At 37.1% G+C, this 19770-nt stretch carries 16 protein-coding genes; 12 read left to right on the forward strand and 4 right to left on the reverse strand.

The window, feature by feature from the left end; translation table 11 throughout:
* Nucleotides 1-96: 96 nt before the first annotated feature.
* The 6 genes from AAE02nite_RS09200 to AAE02nite_RS09225 all read left to right on the forward strand — a co-directional run bounded on the left by AAE02nite_RS09200 (nt 97) and on the right by AAE02nite_RS09225 (nt 5790).
* On the forward strand, nt 97-873 hold the full coding sequence (locus AAE02nite_RS09200; protein ID WP_146897426.1) for a hypothetical protein: 777 nt from the start codon (nt 97-99) through the stop codon (nt 871-873).
* Between the two features lie 250 nt (nt 874-1123).
* Entirely contained in the window at nt 1124-1876 is a 753-nt protein-coding gene (locus tag AAE02nite_RS09205; RefSeq protein ID WP_146897427.1) for a VWA domain-containing protein, read from the forward strand.
* Nucleotides 1877-1883: 7 nt separating this feature from the next.
* Nucleotides 1884-2894, forward strand: a complete 1011-nt coding sequence (locus AAE02nite_RS09210; protein ID WP_246150912.1) for a vWA domain-containing protein — start codon at nt 1884-1886, stop codon at nt 2892-2894.
* Nucleotides 2894-3586, forward strand: a complete 693-nt coding sequence (locus AAE02nite_RS09215) for a tetratricopeptide repeat protein (protein WP_146897429.1) — start codon at nt 2894-2896, stop codon at nt 3584-3586. The genes AAE02nite_RS09210 and AAE02nite_RS09215 overlap by 1 nt, the downstream gene beginning before the upstream one ends.
* Nucleotides 3587-3589: 3 nt before the next feature.
* The gene (locus AAE02nite_RS09220; RefSeq protein WP_146897430.1) at nt 3590-5026 is read left to right on the forward strand and encodes a BatD family protein; all 1437 of its coding nucleotides are present in this window, start codon (nt 3590-3592) and stop codon (nt 5024-5026) included.
* Complete coding sequence (locus AAE02nite_RS09225; RefSeq protein ID WP_146897431.1) at nt 5023-5790, forward strand: tetratricopeptide repeat protein; 768 nt, start codon at nt 5023-5025, stop codon at nt 5788-5790. Before AAE02nite_RS09220 ends, AAE02nite_RS09225 begins: the two co-directional genes overlap by 4 nt.
* 142 nt (nt 5791-5932) lie before the next feature.
* On the opposite strand, the gene AAE02nite_RS09230 is transcribed toward AAE02nite_RS09225, so the two are convergent.
* Genes AAE02nite_RS09230 through AAE02nite_RS09245 form a run of 4 tightly spaced genes read right to left on the reverse strand, consistent with a single transcriptional unit; the run spans nt 5933 to nt 11970 of the window.
* A complete protein-coding gene (locus AAE02nite_RS09230) occupies nt 5933-7018 on the reverse strand; it encodes a hypothetical protein (protein WP_146897432.1) in 1086 nt (361 codons plus the stop codon).
* A 39-nt stretch (nt 7019-7057) separates the two neighbouring features.
* Entirely contained in the window at nt 7058-10084 is a 3027-nt protein-coding gene (locus tag AAE02nite_RS09235; protein WP_146897433.1) for a tetratricopeptide repeat protein, read from the reverse strand.
* Between the two features lies 1 nt (nt 10085).
* The gene (locus tag AAE02nite_RS09240; protein ID WP_146897434.1) at nt 10086-10925 is read right to left on the reverse strand and encodes a hypothetical protein; all 840 of its coding nucleotides are present in this window, start codon (nt 10923-10925) and stop codon (nt 10086-10088) included.
* A 7-nt stretch (nt 10926-10932) separates the two neighbouring features.
* The gene (locus tag AAE02nite_RS09245) at nt 10933-11970 is read right to left on the reverse strand and encodes a hypothetical protein (protein WP_146897435.1); all 1038 of its coding nucleotides are present in this window, start codon (nt 11968-11970) and stop codon (nt 10933-10935) included.
* A 679-nt stretch (nt 11971-12649) separates the two neighbouring features.
* On the opposite strand from AAE02nite_RS09245, the gene AAE02nite_RS09250 reads away from it, so the two are divergent.
* The 6 genes from AAE02nite_RS09250 (at nt 12650) to AAE02nite_RS09275 (ending at nt 19768) form a co-directional block, all read left to right on the forward strand.
* Complete coding sequence (locus tag AAE02nite_RS09250; protein WP_146897436.1) at nt 12650-14194, forward strand: serine/threonine protein kinase; 1545 nt, start codon at nt 12650-12652, stop codon at nt 14192-14194.
* Nucleotides 14195-14305: 111 nt separating this feature from the next.
* Nucleotides 14306-16819 carry an ATP-dependent Clp protease ATP-binding subunit gene (locus AAE02nite_RS09255; RefSeq protein ID WP_146897437.1) on the forward strand — a complete coding sequence of 838 codons (2514 nt, stop codon included), beginning with the start codon at nt 14306-14308 and terminating at the stop codon, nt 16817-16819.
* A 36-nt stretch (nt 16820-16855) separates the two neighbouring features.
* Nucleotides 16856-17299 (forward strand): hypothetical protein, encoded by a 444-nt coding sequence (locus AAE02nite_RS09260; protein ID WP_146897438.1) that lies wholly within the window; start codon nt 16856-16858, stop codon nt 17297-17299.
* Nucleotides 17300-17329: 30 nt separating this feature from the next.
* Nucleotides 17330-18697, forward strand: coding sequence for a type VI secretion system contractile sheath protein TssC (locus AAE02nite_RS09265; RefSeq protein WP_146897439.1), 1368 nt, complete (start codon nt 17330-17332; stop codon nt 18695-18697).
* A 63-nt stretch (nt 18698-18760) separates the two neighbouring features.
* A complete protein-coding gene (tssD, locus tag AAE02nite_RS09270) occupies nt 18761-19174 on the forward strand; it encodes a type VI secretion system tube protein TssD (protein WP_146897440.1) in 414 nt (137 codons plus the stop codon).
* Nucleotides 19175-19261: 87 nt separating this feature from the next.
* Nucleotides 19262-19768 (forward strand): hypothetical protein, encoded by a 507-nt coding sequence (locus tag AAE02nite_RS09275; protein WP_146897441.1) that lies wholly within the window; start codon nt 19262-19264, stop codon nt 19766-19768.
* Nucleotides 19769-19770 lie beyond the last annotated feature (2 nt).

Genomic DNA, 19770 nt, shown 5'->3' on the forward strand with positions numbered 1-19770 from the left:
ATAGCTTTAATAAGCCTGTGGCTATATGATACTACAAATGCTTTCGCAAGTACTCTAAGTCCATCTATAAAAACTACAGTGAACACGCCCCAGATCATGATTGGTGATCGTATGATTGTAACAGTTGAAGTAATTTATCCTGAGGAGGCTAATGTAGAATGGCCCATATTGAAGGATTCGCTAAATAGTTTTGAGATAATAAAAAAAGAGTTAATTAAAACATTCTTTGAGGAAGGAAGTTCAAAACAAAGTCTACAAATAACCTTAACAAACTTTACACCAGGAACTCATATAATCGAACCATTACCAGTTAAAATTTTAACCTCATCAAATGTATACTTACTCCATAGTTCCAAATTAAATGTTCTATGTAAGTTGCTATCAGTAGATCTCACCCGTCCTTTTAATGAGATACAGCCCTCAGTTTCGATTGCTTATACCCAAGAAGAATTATTTCCTTATAAGCTTAGTATTGGCTTTATAATTCTGTTAATAGTTATATTCTTAGTATACACCACAAAGCCACACCTGTGGATAGGTATAAACCGGCAGGCACCAAAATTCTATAAACAAACAATTACAGAGTTAAAAAAACTTGAGCGGGCTGAAGATATTCAGAACAGATTACCAAATGTTTTACGGACTTATATCAACGAACGTTTTAGTATTCCATCTCACTCGGCAACTACAAGAGAACTCCTGATTCAGTTGCAAATGGCTAGGCTGGAGGGTGACACTTTACAAAAATTAAGTACAATCTTGATCACAATAGATAAGTCAAAATTTTCCAGAAATACGATTCAGTTTATGGATGCCCAAATTCTTTTAAATAAAAGCAAAGAATTTGTTAAAAAAACTAAACCTATAAATTAAAATTGATGTGAACACTTTTACCTTCCAAAGTCCAATATTACTAAATCTACTTCTAGTAATACCATGTATAGTCCTATGGTATTTAAAAAGAGGTCCACAGGTTCGGTCCGCCAAAATCCTCTTTCCAACCTTAAAACCTGCTATAATTGGAAACAGCTCCCACTCTCCCTTTTTTATATTTTTTTTGTTAAGGTTATTAACCTTATTCTTAATAATTGTTGCCCTAGCCAGGCCTGTCCGGCTAAAACCCGTGGTAGAAAACATACCTGAAAAACAAGTAGCCATAGTTTTAGCGATTGATGTATCAAAAAGCATGTTGGCAGAAGATTTAAAACCAAATCGCTTATTAGCTCTCAAAGCAATTGCTTCAAACTTTATAGATAAGCGTCCGAAAGACTTAATAGGTTTAACAATTTACGCGGGTGACAGTTTTACTCAATGTCCCCTCACTAACGACCATTCGCTTTTAAAGTCACTTCTTTATGATGCCTCCTCCGAATGGCTTGCTGATGGTACTGCAATAGGAATGGGGTTAGCTTCAGCTGTTAACCGCCTGAAAGAGAGCGGAACAGAAGGCAAAGTAATTGTTCTCATGACAGACGGTGAAAATAATGCTGGCACAATTGATCCCTTCAAAGCTGCCGAGCTGGCCCAAAAGTATAAAATAAAATTGTATACAATTGGAATAGGAACAGAAGGTATGGCTCCTTTTCCAATTTACGATAATCATGGACAAAAAGAATATTATAATGTACCTGTATCAATTGATGAACCATTGTTAAAAAGCATTGCACAAAGAACAAATGGCAATTACTTCAGAGCTAAAAGCAACAAGGACTTAGAGGCCATATACCAGAAAATTGATATCCTGCAGTCATCGAAGCCACAAGTAAAAAGCTATCTTTCTTTGGAAGATTGGCATTTGCCTTTTACAGTTGCGGCATTTGGCTTGCTACTAACCGAAATTGTTCTAAAATATACATTATTGAGGAGTTTTACCTAAAAAGTTGATGATACTTGAAAACCCATGGCTCCTGTTTGGGATGCTGCTTATTCCGGCAATTTATACTCTCTACGCATATCATTTGGTTTGGAGAAAAAGAATAATGAAAAAATTTGGTGAACCCAATATGGTAAACAATCTCCTAATTGGTTACTCCACTAAAAGGCAATTAACAAAACTTCATTTGAAATTAGCGGCGATTGCTTTTCTTTTACTTGCGCTTGCTGGGCCTAAGATCATAGCGTCACAACTAAGAACTGAAACTGTAGGAGCTAATGTCATTTTTGTATTAGATGTTTCCTTAAGTATGCTCGCGGAGGATATTCCACCCAATAGGTTGGAGAAAGCAAAGTACATTGTTTCCAAAGCTGTAAATGAACTAACTAAAAGCCAAATAGCCATAGTGGTATATTCTGGTATAGCCTATCCACTGGTTCCCTTTACTTCGGATCATGAAAGCATAAAAAATGCTTTACACGGTGTTAATACCAATATGTTACCTATACCTGGCTCCTCTTTAAAAGAAGCCATTGAAATGGCTATCCGTTTTAAAGCTAAAAAAAATTTTGGGAGCAACTATATTTTCCTATTGTCCGATGGTGAAGATCATTTAACTATTCCGAATGCTATTTTGGACAGTACAGTAAACAAGGGTTTCAAAATATTCACACTTGGTCTAGGTACACTTTCAGGAAGCCCTATCCCTGTACGTCAGGCAAATGGCAGGTCTGTTTTGAAAAAAGATCAGGATGGAAAAATAGTTTACACTTCATTAAAAGATCAATCATTAAAACTATTAGCAAGTAAAACCGGGGGGCAATATAAGTCCATACTTCACACCATAGATGGGGTAAATTTTATAACTACTGCAGTTAAGGAGATTGAAAGTACTTATGCTGCATCAAACACATTCCGGCATTACCAATCACTATTCCAATGGCTTTTGGGTTTAGCATTGGTTTTACTTCTTATAGAAATTATAATAAGTGAAGGGAAATATAAATTACACCAATCATAATGATAAAATTTCTAATATTCTTTCTAATTATTAACCTTTTTCAACTACCCACTACCAATACTGCCAGGGGTCTGGCTAGAAAAGCGCTGCGGCAAGATAAAGATGGACTACTTGATGATGCTGAAGTTAACTATAAGAGAGCGCTGATAAAGCAACCAACTCTCTATCAGGCCAGATTTAATCTGGCTAACACATTGTATCGCCAAGAGCGGTTTGCAGAAGCATTAAACCAATATCATCGACTCTCCAATCCTCCTGAAATACCAATCATGCTAAAAGCAAGAACTTTTTACAATATGGGTACCATATATTTAAAAATTGGCAGACTCCCGGAAAGTAAATTTGCATTAAAAAAGGCTCTAAAATTAAACCCATTCGATAATGCAGCCAGATACAACCTAGCGTATGTAATAAAGTTGTTATCAGAGAAGAACCAGGGAAATCATCCGAAAGAGAAGGGAACGGCTGGTAAAACTTCGGGTAACCCGGAAGAAGAACTTACTAAAAGCAGTGAAGCCAGAAATGAAGAGAGCACCAAATTAAACCAGGCGCAACAAGAACAACAGAACCAACAACAAGAAAACATTGAACAAATGCTAAAAGCGCTTGATGCTAATGAGCGGAGTATTCATGATAAAATGAAGCGCAAATACAGCACCATGAGTAAAGCAAAAGTAATTAAAGACTGGTAGAAAATGAAAATAAGAAATATTGCTCTATTTTCTGGATTTCTCTTACTGCTACAACCATTTAAGCAATACGCAGGTGTAAATATTGTTAAAGTTAGGGAAGTACAACAGGAGCTTTATAGAGGTAATGATGCATTTTTACTTTGTGTTCCGGCAAAGAAACAGGTTTTCGCAGGAGAACCCTTTACGGTTAATTACAAGCTTTTATTAAGTACATCTGTAAAGGATGCTAAAGTCGTTTCTGCCCCATTATTTAGAGGTCTTAGTGCAGAAGAAATAAATAGACCACTCAACTTTAAACAAGAGCAATTCAGAGGAAGGAATTATAGGGTAAAATTTTTAAAGCAAGTAGTTCTCACAACTGATAAGCCAGGTAAGCTTATACTTGAGCCATTGACTGTGCTTCTTAACATGGAACTTCCACCCGACCCTGATGATTTTTTTCCAGTGGAGAAGTACCAAGAATACACTTTATTCTCAGAGCCTGTACAGGTAAATGTCCTACCATTGCCAAATTTAAAGCAAAGTATAGCTAAAGCTATAGGGAAGTTCAACATTAACACTTCGGTAGAAAAAAGCCAGGTTGCTTTGGGAAACTCTATTAATTACCAAATAAATATTGCCGGAAGAGGAAACGCCTCTAATATTACTCCACCTGATCTTGACTTACCTACACAATTAGAAGTTTATCAACCAACCATAACGTTCGACAGAAAATTAACTCCAAAGGGCCCTGCCACAAACCATCTGTTTAAATACAAACTCGTACCAAATGACACTGGCAATTTTGTCATTCCTTCTTTACAGTTTACGTATTTTGATAGTGAAGAAGGAAAGTATGTGACGCTTTCTTCTGCTAAACATGAAATAAAAGTAAAAGGAAGTAAAAACTCTTTTTCACAAGCCAAAACAACCCTAACTAATAGTATTTACCAGAATACCAAAAATAATACCAGTTTAATAATAGAAGGAACAACTCTTTATAAGAGAAAAATCAAATTCTTTGGTTCCTTCTCTTTTTTCATTATAATTTTAATTTCTTTTATTTTCTACGGAACCGCATATGCATATTCAAAATATGTGCAAAGAATAGCAGCTAATCCTCTTCTACAACGAAAAAGAGAAGCCATAAAATTGGCTGGTTATGGATTAAAAAGTATTAAAAATGACAATAGTGATGTAGCTTATACTCAGCTAAGCATCCTCATCCTGACTTACCTATCTGCTCGGTTAGAAATGGAAAAAGTAATATCAACAACTAAGGAAGCAAAAACAATGCTGCTGCAACGCAACATTGCCTTACCGGTTGTCAATCAACTTCAAGAAGTACTTTCACGTTGCTACGAAGCTTCATATGCGCAGGAAGCTAGAAAAGACGACATTAAGCAACTCTGCCACAAAACAGAATTTATTTTAGAATCAATTGAAAAAGTGACTACATGAGCCTGCATAATAAAAAAACTTACTTCTTTGTATTGATAGTAGCTTCCTTTATACCCTTTGCACATGCCCAAGGACAAGAATCCTTATATAATAAGGGAGTTGAGGAGCTAAAAAGAGGAAGCACTAAAAAGGCTATTAGTATTTTTGAAGAAATCCATGCCCAAGGTTATGAATCTGCAGAACTCTATAACAATCTTGGCACATCTTACATGCAAGAGAATAAAATCGGCTTAGCAGTTTTAAACTATGAAACAGCTATTATTCTTAAGACTAATAATCCACAAATTCTAGAAAATTCCACAGCTGTAAAAAATAAAGTCAAGAAAAGCTCTCAAAATATGCAAGATGATGTTATAACTTTTTTTTTAAAATCACTTTTATTTACTTTTACAATCGATGAATTTGCAATTGTGGGAATAAATTTATTAGTGTTTGGTCTATGCTTGATGACTCTTTATTTACGAATTAAGAACTTTCGGATAAAACAAGTTGGTTTTGGATTTTTATTTATATCCATTTTTGCTCTCACAGCGGCTTGCCTTCAATACTATTTTCGTATTAACATAAACAGAGCAGTGGTAATTGCACCAAAACTAATTGTAAAAAATGCACCAAGTTTCAATGCAAAAACTATTCTTACCTTAAATGAAGGAGAAACTGTCAAATTACAAGACAATTTTGATGGATGGTACAAGGTAAGTTGGGCAAAAAATAAGAATGGATGGGTAAAAGAGAGCTCCTTAAAAAAGATAATATTGCTCTAAGTTTTAAATATTCTAATAAATCTTGTAAGTGAAGGAATAAAATAATATCTAGTACTATTTTAACAAATACTAACCAAAAATGGTGCAAGTTTCATTGAGCTAAAACATTTTAAAAGGCTGTACTTCTGGACCAAATTAAAAATCACCAATCTTTTCGCTTACCCATAGCTAGTCCAATACCCACTCTTAAACCAGCATAATAAGTTCCATACTCAGTACCTTCCGTATACAGCCATTGAAAATAAGGGGAAACATCTAGTACCAGTTTTGTTATTTTTACTTCGGCACCTAAACTTAAAGCCGCGCTAGGCTGAAAAGTATAATCTGAAGTATGTAACTGCCAATTTTTGTTCTTTAATTCGTTTTCAAATGTTTTGATTGATGTTTTTTGCGCTGCAACTCCACCTTCCAATGTTAGGTAAACTACTCGGTTATAATAATGTTTGATTCCTAACATTAATGGCATTGTCCTGAATGTACTAACTGTGGATTGTGTTGGGTTGACACTGTCTTTTCTGCTCCACTGCATATATCCAGAACTCAGTTTTAATCCCATCCGATTTGAAACGTTATATTGAAATTGTAGCAAACCACCATAACCTTCATCATAATTACTAATCGTTTCCTCCTCCAATGCCCCGGTAAGCATTTTAGATTTTTCAGCTGCTAAACTTAAGATAGCTCGGGGACGATACTTATTCTTCTTCTCTTTAACTTTATGCTTAACTAGTAGCGGCTGCACTGAGTCTGTCTTAGCAATAATCAGTTGCGGTTTTTTTTCTTCTTTTTCTACTTGTTTACTTAATTGCTCTCCTACCTTTTGGTTGGCTTTAACTATTGATTGCCTTTTACTCCTGGTTGGCTTTTTAATTTTATTACTAACTACCTTTTTATTTTCACTTGTAATTTCTTTCTGTTTAAGAACTACACTATCTTTATTTTCTTGCGTAATTTTATCCACCTTTAGTTTTTCCACTTCTGAAGATGAGAATACTTCTACAACGCCGTTACCATAAACAATTTTAATTATGAGATCCCGATTCAAGCGGTTAACAGGTGCATTAATTTCTTCTAAAACCTGGTAGAGCACTAAACTATCGGTAACCTCAACTACTTTAACCTCTATTTTAGTCAAGTCCTTTTGATAAATAGTGTCAGGTCTTATTTCCTGTGCTAGGGCACTTATACTCAAAAGCAGGAAGATAATCAAATGAAAGAAGCGCTTCATAATCGTTAATATTTACAATTAAAATACCTTAGAATACGACTATTTAGAAGAAGAAACCGGAGGAATTAACCGGGCAGTTTCATCCGGCTCATAGAAGGCTCCGTATGTATTAACGGCAACATTCTTTTTATCTATACCCTTCAACAAAGACTTGAATCTTTTTTCATTAGCAATAGAGGTAAGTAATACAGGTGTATCTTCCCGAACTCTATCTCTACTTATACTCTTGCTTTTAAAGGCTCTTTCAAATTCAGGGATAGCTTTTTCTATGTTATTTTCCAGTGCATATAGGCATCCTAATCCATAGATTGCTTCGGCATTTCCGGAGTCTAACTCTAAAGCCTTTTCTAAATCAGTTTTTGCTCCAGTATAATCTTTTATTTTAAGTCTAATTATTCCCCTATCGGCATAAAAGTTACTATTAAGCTTATTTGGCTGTACTTTATTCTCATAATTACCAAAATATACAAGTGCTTCCTGGTGCCTATTTAGTTTAGTTAAACTCTTACCACTTAAATAAGTAGCATCATGAAGGCTGGAGTCTAACTTGATGGCTTCCCGATAATCCATTATAGCTTCGGTATGTTTATTCGCCATTTGGTAGGTTTGAGCTCTTATAAAATAATCAATTGAGCTTTTGTTACCATATTTAAGGTTTGATGAGAAATCATTAATAGCATTTTTATAATCACGAAGATTGTAGTAAACAACGCCCCTATTATAATAGGCATTACTGTTTCTTTTCTGGTAATCTATTGCCTCATCAAGGTTTTTCGTTGCAAGTTTGTAATTTTTTATTTTATACCTACATCTGCCCGCATTATTATATAATTCCGCCATTTTATTTTTTTCATCAAATTGTATAACAGAAATATACGGGGCTTTATTTATACTGGGCGGGGCACTAGTGCCTGGTGTTGAGGATGTTGTGGTTGACGTAGATGTAGAAGAACTAGTACCATTAGAAATCTTTTTACCCGATTTTTTTACAAGCTTAATGGTATTCTCATTAGTGGCAATAGCTTCAGAATAATTACCAAGGGCTTGCTGAGATTTGCCTTTACCAATATAAGCATCAATCAGAAGGGAAGCATTAAAAGGAGCTCTCTTAACTGCTTCTTCAAACTTAATTTTATTAATTACTTCTTCAAACTCAACTAAAGCCTTCTGAAATTCACCTGAATGGTAATAAGCTTCTCCTCGTTTATAAAATGCTAAAAACAATTCCTTATTTATATTCAAGGCTTCTGTATAGCTAGTAACTGCACCAGCAAAGTCCTTTTGCTCAAATTGAGCCTCGCCTTTCATAAAAAAAGCATCAGAGTTATCCGGACTGATGATTGATGCCTCCTCAAATTTCTTAGCAGCATTCGCGTAATTTTTGGTTTTGTATAAAGTTAACCCCTCTTGATAAGCGTTTTTACTTAAAAAGTCTATTGAATTTTTATGAATCTGATTTAAATTGTGGCTTTTTGCTTTTTTAAAATCATCAGCGGCGTTCGTAATTTTCTTGTAATAAGAATACTCAACCATACCCCTCCGGTAATAAGCTTCGGCAAAAGCAGGCTCCAATTCTATTGCTCTGTTTAAAGCGGCATAGCCATCCTCAAATTCCGGTACTTTCTTATCCAAATGGTACATAGCCTTCTTAAGGAACAGGTTAGCATTTTCCGGTTCAACATCTATCGCCTTTTCATAATCTACTAAAGCCTCTTTATGATTATCTAAATAGGCCCTAACTTCTGCCCGTTTAATATAAAAGTCCGTAACTTCAGGATTATTAGTTATTACCAGCGATAAATCGGCATGGGCTTCCTGCAAATGCTTTTGTTTCTCATCCTTTTTACCTGCTGAATGAGAAAGCGTGGTATTCATGTCTGCTCTTTTTACCAAGGCTTGCTCATAGTTGCCATCGTGTTGAATTGCTTCTGTGTATTCTTTTAATGCATCTTTGGTGTCGTTCTTAGCTTCGTAACTTTTCCCCAAATAATAGTGCATTTCTGCTTCTAAAAATTTAGGTAAACTTTTATCTTTTAGCCGCTTGTTAAGGTCTTTTATTAAATCATCATACTTACCGGCTTTAATATTATTTTCAAATAGATCCCGGTTTCGAATATTAATACTAAGTTCTTCCAGGGTTTTATCTATATCACTCCGAATACCAATATCCCCTATTTTTACCTCCCTTGCCTTCTTATAATAGCTTACGGCTTCATCATAGTTCCGGAATTGTTTAGCCTTTGCTGCTTTGGTATAATAAAAAGTGTACCAATCTTTATTTTTTATTTCATTAAGCCTCCGAAGTGGGTGATTGCTATTAGGCCTTATATTCAAGGCTTTTTCAAAACCTTTTTGTGCTACCTCATAATTTTCATTAGCGAAAGCTTTTTCGGCTTCCTGTATAGTTTCAGTATAATCTATTTCATTCTGTTTGCCAGTAGGTCTTATTTTTCGCTCTGCTAATGGAACATTAAATTCCGTTTCATTTATTGAATCCTGTTTATCAAAATATCGGATACCAACAATATAAGGGTTCCACTTCTCATCTAATTTCTCAACTCTAACCTCTGCTGTCCTGCGCACTTTTTTATAGGGGGCTTTACTTTTTTTATGGTTATTCTTAAAGAAGCTGTCGAAAAACACTACCACATAATAATAGTCCTTCTGCTTTACTGGTGAAGCATTAATATTTATTAAGGAAATGGAAGGCTCCTCGCTTTTAGTATATACCAGGTCCAAATTCTGGAGATATTTATCAACTGGTAAATCTGCTGCTGCATCAGCTATTGCCTTTTCCGGAATAACATCATCTTCAATTATAACATTACTATCCCAGAACTGTCTACCATCATTATCATCAGAATAACTGGCAAGTATTATTTTTTGGATTTCTTTTCCACCTAATCCAGCACTGGTGATTGCATTTAGTAAATCTTCATAATTCCTGATTAATGCCTCTGCTTGGTACACAATCTGATCATTTTCTTTTGGATCAAATTTCTGTGCCTGAGAACTACCTGCAATTCCAAGTAAAAAACTCATCACGATAATAAAAACCTTCTTCATTTTACCTGCTTATATTAAGTACTGATATTAAATAACTTTCCTTTGCTTTCTGATCCATTTTGGTAAGGCTATTAACCAGCCAGCCAGAATTTTTCATTGGTCTCCTGAATTTTTGAACAGTAAATCCCCAACCGTCTATTTGTAAAAAATGGTAAGTAATGGAATCTACCTGTTCAAAGATCACATTTTTACTGTCCATTTCCTGAAGAAAATGTAACAAGTCACCACTTCTACAGTCCCGGGCAATGTAGTTTATTAAATTGTTCTTATCGTTTAGAGCAATGTCTAAACTCATAAAATCTGTGGTGTGGCTAATAGGGTTAATATTGCTGGTAGTATTTTCCGGTGCAGGGAGCAAAAACTCGCTAAATGTTAATGATTTAGGCATAAACCCTGATTTCGCACTTACAAAAACCCATTTTAATGCATCGTTCTTTTCTTTTTGCACTTTTAGTATTAAGTGTATCTTTTCACTTTTACCTTTATAAAGCACAGAACATTTGGCTTCTGCAAACCAAGCATCATCTTCAAAATTTAAATAAACCGGATGGCTTTTATCATTAACATAAGTTATAAAAGCTTTAACATCAACGAGATTCCAGTTCTTTTTCTGTGAATTAAATAGTGTCTTAATTAAGGTTGTTCTATCTACTTTGGCTTCAGGGTTAGATTTATTTATGTATTCCTTTACTAAAGTTTTGTCTTCCCCATTAAAGCGTTCTATAAGTTCATCTAACTGCTTTACCTGGTATACAAACCGTTCGTCTTCGTTAAGTTGGTAGTTCTGCGCCTTACAAACATGTATAGCGAGCAAAGAAATAATTAGTATGATTGCTTTCATGTACTATTTAATTTCTAGTTTCCTCAACCCCAACATCTGATAAAAATACATCCCAAAGTTGTTTTTTTTCCCCCTCTTCAATCCAATCGTACATTTTTAAAACCACTTGTACACTTTTTTGCGTTACATCCCGATAAAGAGGCTTACCATCCGTATAGCCTTCAAATACTTGTTGAAAAGTTACTGAACCATAATAATTGCCATCTGGTCCCTTTTTTAGATTAGTTACATAACCCACGTTCGTCCAGGTTACTACCACCTCATCATAAGGTAGCAGCCGAAGTCGTTTTAAATAATTCCTTACTGTATGTTTTACCTTTTTATTATTGTTCACATTAGAGACGGTAATCCTGGAGGAATCGGATAAGAACAATCCACAGGCTGCATCTACCGCCTTGTTAGCTTCGGCTCTTTCGGTAGCTTTGTCTGCTATCAAGGCCAAATAGGTTCCTAAGCGGTCAGTTTTTTCCTTAGCTTTGTACTGAAACCGTTCTATATCAGCCTTAGAAAGGTCTTTTTTACCCGAAGGTGCCGTTACTGAACTTTTAGTCGAATCATTAGTTGCTTTTGTTAGTTTATCTACTTTTTCTTTTACTAATGCTAATTTTACAACCGCCTCTGCGGGGTTCATAAAAAGTTGATGCTTACCATTTTTGTAAATGACAGCCGCTAGGCTGCTTTTATCTATCGTAGCTACTAACTCGCTGTTATTATCTGCTTTTTTATAATTAAGTTTTTCACCCTCCAGAGTAAGGATACTACCGGTAATGACCTCATCCTTGTTGGTAATTAGAATGTCACTTCTTCTGCTTGCAGAATTAGTTAGGAACTCGCTTGGATCAGATGAATAAATATAACTTTTATCTGTAACGGCCAGATACTTTCCGTTATCTTTAAAAGCAAGTAAAAGCTGGTTGTAGGCTTTCGTATAAGTCGGTCCATCCAAATTATCGATATTTTTGTAACTTAATTTCTGATCATCGACGGCTGTAATTTTGCATAGTTGTTTAGTGCCATCAACAAAATACAGCACATCCTGGGCCATTAGGTTAGCTCCTGACAGAACTATGTTGACTATAATTAAAAGTAAATTTTTAAGCATAATAATTTAAAGTTTTCACGTTTGATTTTGCAGCAGAAGTCTATTCCTCTGCATTGATTTGGGTATCTGTAGCTATTTGCATATCTGAGTCAATCTCCATTCCGGCAAGTACTACTATTATTTACCATTGCTTTCCACCAAATTTGGAAAGTTATGAGTTCAGGCTTTAAGCTAAATATTCGCTCAGTTGTATTATAATTCCTCTATAATCTTACTTCGATTTCCTGACCAAGTAATTCTAAAACTTGTGACATGATTCTTTATAAAAGCAGCCTTGGTTAGAAGTTGTTTTACTTTATTAAAGAAATTAGCTCAGATTCCATTTTTGCCACTACTCTTCTTTCGGTCTTAGGAATATCGGGTATTTTGGAGGTATTTATTAATTATAAATATTTATAGCTCATGTATAATTTATAAAGGTAAATTTCTTCTGGGGGATTTAAAATACCTAGTTCTAGGTATTTTATAAATTTTAATAAAAATATTAAAAATACCTAGAACTAGGTATAGCTATTAATTTTTCACATCTGTAAATTGCTTTAAATTATATGGGAAAATTGCAATTGTATATTTGCAGGTAAAAAGCTTCCCTTTTAGTACCTTTTAATAATCATATAAAATAATGCCTACCCTTCAACCAAATGACACTTTTGCGGGACACTACCTATTAAAGGAGTTGATTGGGCGTGGTGGCTTCTCGGAGGTATGGAAAACAGAAGACTTAATGGCTGACGGCGTTATTGAAGCTATAAAGATTTATGCTCCGGAAAGTGGAATGGATGAAATTGGCATTAAGCAATTCAAGAATGAGTATATAACTATCCGCTCCCTTGATCACCAGCACTTAATGCAAGTGTACCGATTTGACATTTACAATGGCATACCTTTCCTGGTGATGCCCTACATGGAAAAAGGATCACTGAGCCGGTTACTCTATGAGAAAGGTTCTTTTTCTGAAACTGAAATTGCTTTGTTAATGAAACAGGTTGGGAGTGCGCTGGATTATTTGCATACCCGTCAATCTGCTGTTTTACACCAGGATATTAAACCAGATAATGTACTAGTTACAAATGAAGGTAGCTATAAGCTAACAGATTTTGGTATCAGCAGCCGTACCCGTAACACCTTAAGAAAAGTTACTGGCCACAAACAGGCCATGGCGCTTGCCTATGCTCCCCCGGAAAGATTTGCAGCGCGCCCTATATGCAATGAGGCAGGTGATATTTTTTCTTTAGGCGTTACTTTATATGAGTTATGCACCGGCGAAGTACCCTGGATGGGTAATGGGGGTTTAGGTTTACTGCAGGGTGCCGAAGTACCAGACTTACCCCCCACTTTCTCCCGCATCCTTAATAATATAATAAAAGCTTGTTTATCTCTTGATTGGGAACACCGCCCTACGGCTAAGCAATTGGAGCAGGAAGGGATTTATTTTCTGGAAAATGACTCCTGGAGACCTTACGGCAGCTTTGCTCCACACAAAACTATTGATGTACCCGATGTTAAAGACAAAACCAATCTAAAGCCTGCTTTTTATACAGCAGTTATCTTATTTATTATTGCTGCCGCCTTGTTTTATCCTAACCTTAAAGCGCTTAATTCTAAATCAGTTATTAAATCGAAAGTGGCTTCACCAGGTAAAGGTCCTATTGTTGGGTATCAAGAGCCTCTGGATAGTATTGGTACCAAAATCCAAGCCGTAATTCTAACCTCATCAGATACTCTGAAGAAAGAAGTTGTGGATGGAATAGAGAATCCAAAACCACCTACAGACCCAAGAAAAAAAGCTACTGAAACAACTAAAGTTGCTAAGACTTCGACTAAGGAAGAAAAAGGTTCTACTAAAACCAAGAACAAAACTGGAAAAAAAGCTCCTTCTTTTGATAAACCCGAAACTCTAGGAGATTACCTGAAAGCAGTAAATTCAAAAAGCTTTTCAACCACCGACAGAAAAAAATGGAGGAACGAGGCAGCTAAAATGTTTGCCAAAGATGCTATAATCTACAACCAAATTGGTGAGACAATAATCCAACAATACAATGTTACTGAATTCTTAAGCCTCCTTTTAAATGATAACAGCATTAAAAACCTGAGGATTAAGGACCCAATGGAAGAAGACGCAACAGGTAAAGTCAAAAATCTTTACTTACAAATAGAACACCATTAAAAAACTGCATAATAGGTGTTTACAGGCTTAAAAAAGTTAATATTCCTCTACTTTCTAAAAAAATATTTAGAAATAAAAGATTCTGTTTTAAGGAGAAAAATATAATTAAAAATGGCACAAACATCAATCTTTACCAGTGAGCTAAATCGCTCTATCCAGATAGCCCAATCAATTGCGCGTGAATACCAACACGCTAACTTCTCCCCTGCGCATTTATTACGGGCTTTACTGCATGAAGAAATTGGTGTAACTAAATTTTTAAAGTCGATTGATAAAGAGGTGCCTTATCTCCGGGAATGGGCAGAAGTGCGGATTGAGAACTATCCTAAAGCAAGCAGAGGAGTTAGTGACCCAACAGGAGACGACCGGATAGTTGCTGTTTTGGACGAAGCCGATACCATCAGGCTTAAGTTAGGCCAGGATAACCTTGATCCGCTTTGTGTATTAGCCGCTTTAAGTAAACCTAATGTAGCTTTTACCAAAGAGCAACTCAAAACTTTTCCCTTAACGGCTGACGATATTCTGGACACTTCGGTTGAAAATGCTTTAATACAGGAAGCCGTTGCAACTATAGCGAATAGCAAGAATGGGACTATGGGTGCAAATGGCCAGGAGAAGGCAGGTGCCAAATCCTTACATAAATTTTGCATAGACAAAACATCTCTGGCCAAAGAGGGAAAGATTGATCCCATTATTGGCCGGGACCGGGAAACCCGCATGATGATTGAAATACTAGGCCGGCGCACCAAGCCTAATGTTCTGATTGTAGGAGAACCGGGAGTTGGAAAGACCGCACTCGTAGATGGATTTGCACTAAGCATTATTGCTGACAATGTACCAACCCATCTGCAAAAATCTTTTTTGTATGAGTTGGACACGGGTGCTTTGGTAGCAGGTGCATCTTACAAAGGTGAAGTAGAAGACCGTTTGAAAAGTATTATCAAAGAACTAAAAGCGTTAGATAAAGCTATCCTGTTCATTGACGAAATTCATACGTTTCTGGATAGTTCAGGTCCGGTAGGGTCAGGTGCTGCTAACCTGCTTAAACCCGAATTGGCCCGTGGTGAGATTACCGTAATAGGTGCCACTACCAACGATGAGTACCGGGAATTTATAGAGCCCGAGCAGGCATTTAATCGGCGCTTTGAAGTACTCCGGGTGGAGGAACCCGATGTAGTTACGGCAACCCGGATGCTGCAAACCCTTATTCCTTTTTATGAGCAACACCATAACATTGCTGTAGCTGATGGTGCTGCAGAAGAAGCCGTTACCCTGGCCCGGCGCTATGTAAAGGACAGACGCTTGCCGGATGCTGCTATTGATTTGCTGGATCGGACCATGGCTGCAATCCGAATGGCTGATGAAACTTCTGCAAAAGAACTGGCGAGCTTAAAGGATAAGCTTGTTTCTCTTAATGAAGGCCTCCTGGCTATGGCAGATTTACGCTGGTTTAACCGGGAACTTAACAACCGCATCAGTCCCATTCTGCTTAGCCAGTTAGAAGAAGCCGACAGCGACGAAGAGCTGGATACCCCTGAGGCACTGTTTGCTCATTTAACTAATACGCTGGACCTTTTGCAAACCCTTTCACTGAATAAAAAAGGCCAGGTAGATAAAATTGACCTGGCAGCAGTTGTAGCGCATAAAACAGGTATTCCGCTCGGGAAAATTCAAACAAAAGAACGCGACAAACTCCTGGGTATGGAAGAAATCTTACAGCAACGGGTAATTGGGCAGGATCAGGCCATAAAAGTGATTTCGGAAGCCATCCTGGAATCTCGCTCAGGACTTACTAAACCGGGTCAACCGATTGGTTCTTTCTTTTTCCTGGGACCTACCGGAACCGGTAAAACCGAACTGGCTAAATCCTTAGCCGATTTCCTCTTCAACGACGAAACTGCTATGATTCGTTTTGATATGTCTGAATTTAAGGAAGAGCATTCCGCAGCCCTCTTGTATGGAGCGCCTCCGGGTTATGTAGGGTATAAAGAAGGTGGATTGTTGGTAAATAAAATCCGGGAAAAGCCTTATGCCGTGCTGCTTTTCGATGAAGTAGAGAAAGCCCATCCATCTGTATTTGATGTTTTCTTACAGATTCTGGACGAAGGCAAATTGCATGACCGGCTGGGCAAAGAAGGTGATTTCTCTAACGCCGTTATTTTATTTACTTCAAATATTGGCAGCAACTTTATTGTAGAACGCTTTGAAGAAGGAGAACTGCCGGCTTCCGGTGAGTTGATGGAAATTATGAGCCGGCACTTCCGGCCAGAATTTCTGGCCCGGGTAACCGAGATAGTACCGTTTGCCCCCATTACCGAATCGAATGTGGTTAAAATATTTAATATCCACCTTAAAAAACTGATAGATACCCTTACCAAGCAGGGCATAACTTTAAGTATTTCGGATGAGGCCAGACAGTCTTTGGCACTGGCTGGGTTCAATCCAAGGTATGGCGCGCGGCCTTTAACCGGGGTAATCCGCAACCAATTGCGCAGACCAATTTCCCGAATGATTATTGCCGGTAAGGTTGGCAGAGGTTCACATTTAACCTTAAAAATTAAAGAAAATCAAGAATTGGTGTGGGAAGTTGAAACAGAGAAGGAAGCCATTCTGCAGCCTGAATAATCATTATCATATAAAAAATACAAAAAGAAAATAAATATGAATCAAGTAGAAATTGGAGGGCAACTAGTCCCGCAACAGTCATTTGAGGCCATCTCTCAAATATCATCTAACAGAACTTTGTTGGTACAGCAATTAACCACAAAACCTACTAAACCTGAGCCAATAACTGGCTTAAAAACAGTAGATGAAGTATTTCAGTATTTTAAGCCCACTGCAAAAGTTGGGTTTGAAACCGCCGAAGGGAAACCGGTTAATGAAGAAATGAAGTTTAATAACTTAGGTGACTTTGGGAAAGAAGGTTTGATTTCGCAAAGTAATTTTCTTACCGAAACCAAAACTCAACAAGATACCTACGAGAAAATTGCCAAGCAACTCAGAACTAACAAGATTTTGAAATCTGCATTACAAAACCCAGAAACCCGGCAGGCATTTATGCAGAGTATTGAAGCACTAATTCAGGAAATAGACCAGGCAAAATAAACTTAAAACCTTACTACTTATAATAAAATCATGGAACAGGAAGAATTATTAAATACCCGCGAAAAAGAAGCAGTAACGGTTGAAAAGGCTGCGCCTAGTCGTAACCTAAGTGAGCTTTGCGACAAGCTAATAGATTTTGGCGGATTTGAACTAATAGAAAACGCCATAGAAGGGGTTAAGGTAATGAACCCCGAAAGTAAGGCCCGTAAGAACATCTTCTTAACTGAATCGTCGCGGGCAAATGACCGGGAAAAACTAAAAAACCAGTTAAGCATGTGGCTGGACCTGGTTAAGGCTTCAGAAAGCATTTCGGATATTGTTTCTGCGGCCCAGGAAAAGGCTGATTCAGCAAAAGAAGCCTTAAAAACAAATTTAAAAAAAGCAGTCGACGAGATACGTCCGTTGGAGCAGGCTTACCGCTCGGTAGCTATGTTCTATAAAAATGCGGAAAGTGATAAAATAAAGAACTTAACTATTTTTAATGCCAACATTGATCGCCTCAAAGACCTGGATAATACCATTGTAATTGACAAAATTAATGAGGAGCTCAAAGCCCGACATGACCGGTTAGACCTGCGTGAGAACTATGCTTTATTGGTGGTGCCGGGTTATCTAGGCTCAAATAAAGTAGTAGAGAAATGGGCTAAAATTGCCCACCAGAATAAAGTAATGCTGGTTACCGACTTCGAAAATCTAGACGAGCCGGATGCGGTAATGGAAGAGTTTGATGCGGCCAACCTTACGGGTGGCGACATTTACCGGTCGAATGTTTTGATGACCTGCAACTGGTTAGTAGGACGTGAAAAACACGAAGATATTGGCGAAGAAGAGGAAATGTATTTACCACCTTCCACCGCCCTGGCAGGTAAAATTTACAGCACCCTTATTGCCCAGCCTACTGCCGGTAAAATGCATGGTGGCTTAAGTGAAGTAGACAGTGTAAGCTTCCCGCTGAAGAAAAGCGAGATTACCGAACTTGAAAAGCGCGGCTTGGTACCCATGGTAAAAGAATGGGAAAAAGTAATGGCCTTCTCGGCTAAAACACTCTACACGGGTAACGATATTGGCTTACAGACCTACTCAGTGGTTCGGGTTTTTGATTACATCGGCAAAGTTATTATTGATTTCCTTAACCGGCAGGCATTTGTTAACTGGACCTCTATAGTGGAGAAAGATGTAACCCGGGAAATCTGTAAGTTCCTGGAAAGCATTAAAGGCAGCGACAAAATAATTCAGGATTACAATCTGGTACGGCTTGAACAAGATCCGGATACCAAGATCATTAATATTGACCTGCATCTTACCCCATTCTTCCCGGCCAAAAGCTTTATGCTAAAAATGGGTGGTACCAAAGGCGATACTGCTGAAGCCTGGAAATCAGAATACGAAGAAAAATAATTCCCTCTTAAATCAACATATCCATTTTATAAATTTTTAACAACTTAAATAAACTTTACGACTATGGCAGTTAATGCAAGACTAAACTTAGACAAAATTAAAGACGCGAGAGTTATTGATTTCTCTTACAATTTCAACCGCGATATTGATGCTTCCGGCCGGCCGTCTGGCCAGGTAAGAGGTGGCACCGTTAACATCACCATTGAATCTACAAAGAGTGCTTTTTTACCGGAGTGGATGACTACCCAAACCGGTAAAACCAAAAGTGGTGAGATTATAATTAACAGTGATGAAAATGAAACGCAATCGGTAAAAAAGATTCTGTTTAACGACTCCTTTATTGTTAACTACGGCGAGAGCTTTAGCTGGCAAGGGGGTGAAAACATGATGGAAACCTTTACAATTTCTGCTCACGAAATAAAAATTGAAGGTGAAGGAACCGCTCAGTTTAAGAATGAGTGGCCTAGTAAAAAGTAACTCAAATTTGCAGTCTCTTATTGACATAAGAGACTGCAAATTTAAATTATATCATAAAGGAACATAAACCAAATAAAATTAAAAATCATGGCCGATCGTAAAGGAGTAATAACAATTTATGAATCTAATAGAGTGCCTGAAAACAAAGAATCTTTAGCCTCTTTTATCAAAACTTTTGCGAAAGGAACGTGGAAGAATTTTGTAGATACAAACAGAAGTACTGCTTCATCAGCAGCAAAATTTGCTGTAGGTATTCCTGTAGGGGCTAAGATGGCTGCATATTATGACACATTAACTCCTTTACAATGGGCATTAAAAGGTTTTGGCCCATTACCAGCAGAATTTACTGCTTCTGGTGCTATACAAGTTTTTGAATATTCCAGTCTGCAAAGAGCTTTATTAGTTGCAAAAGCCTCCTTAGCCAAAATTGTATTAGTGACTGTAGCTTATGAGGGAGGTGTATTTATTGGTTCCATCATAAATCAATCTTTACCTGAATCTGCGAAAGATGCCATAGGCGGCACAATATATGAAATTGTTGAAAACGAAGGTTGGAAAATGCTTTTTACAAACCCATTTGGGCTTAAGAATTAGGG

The organism is Adhaeribacter aerolatus, assembly GCF_007991635.1.
GTDB classification, from domain to species: Bacteria; Bacteroidota; Bacteroidia; order Cytophagales; family Hymenobacteraceae; genus Adhaeribacter; species Adhaeribacter aerolatus.

Bases quoted from the DNA above. Each gene is read 5' to 3' on its own strand.
- AAE02nite_RS09210 (WP_246150912.1), top strand. From the start codon at position 1,884: ATGATACTTGAAAACCCATGGCTCCTGTTTGGGATGCTGCTTATTCCG.
- AAE02nite_RS09240 (WP_146897434.1), bottom strand. From the start codon at position 10,925: ATGAAAGCAATCATACTAATTATTTCTTTGCTCGCTATACATGTTTGT.
- AAE02nite_RS09260 (WP_146897438.1), top strand. From the start codon at position 16,856: ATGAATCAAGTAGAAATTGGAGGGCAACTAGTCCCGCAACAGTCATTT.
- AAE02nite_RS09230 (WP_146897432.1), bottom strand. From the start codon at position 7,018: ATGAAGCGCTTCTTTCATTTGATTATCTTCCTGCTTTTGAGTATAAGT.
- AAE02nite_RS09220 (WP_146897430.1), top strand. From the start codon at position 3,590: ATGAAAATAAGAAATATTGCTCTATTTTCTGGATTTCTCTTACTGCTA.
- AAE02nite_RS09235 (WP_146897433.1), bottom strand. From the start codon at position 10,084: ATGAAGAAGGTTTTTATTATCGTGATGAGTTTTTTACTTGGAATTGCA.
- tssD (WP_146897440.1), top strand. From the start codon at position 18,761: ATGGCAGTTAATGCAAGACTAAACTTAGACAAAATTAAAGACGCGAGA.
- AAE02nite_RS09255 (WP_146897437.1), top strand. From the start codon at position 14,306: ATGGCACAAACATCAATCTTTACCAGTGAGCTAAATCGCTCTATCCAG.
- AAE02nite_RS09250 (WP_146897436.1), top strand. From the start codon at position 12,650: ATGCCTACCCTTCAACCAAATGACACTTTTGCGGGACACTACCTATTA.
- AAE02nite_RS09200 (WP_146897426.1), top strand. From the start codon at position 97: ATGATTGGTGATCGTATGATTGTAACAGTTGAAGTAATTTATCCTGAG.
- AAE02nite_RS09245 (WP_146897435.1), bottom strand. From the start codon at position 11,970: ATGGCCCAGGATGTGCTGTATTTTGTTGATGGCACTAAACAACTATGC.
- AAE02nite_RS09225 (WP_146897431.1), top strand. From the start codon at position 5,023: ATGAGCCTGCATAATAAAAAAACTTACTTCTTTGTATTGATAGTAGCT.
- AAE02nite_RS09215 (WP_146897429.1), top strand. From the start codon at position 2,894: ATGATAAAATTTCTAATATTCTTTCTAATTATTAACCTTTTTCAACTA.
- AAE02nite_RS09275 (WP_146897441.1), top strand. From the start codon at position 19,262: ATGGCCGATCGTAAAGGAGTAATAACAATTTATGAATCTAATAGAGTG.
- AAE02nite_RS09265 (WP_146897439.1), top strand. From the start codon at position 17,330: ATGGAACAGGAAGAATTATTAAATACCCGCGAAAAAGAAGCAGTAACG.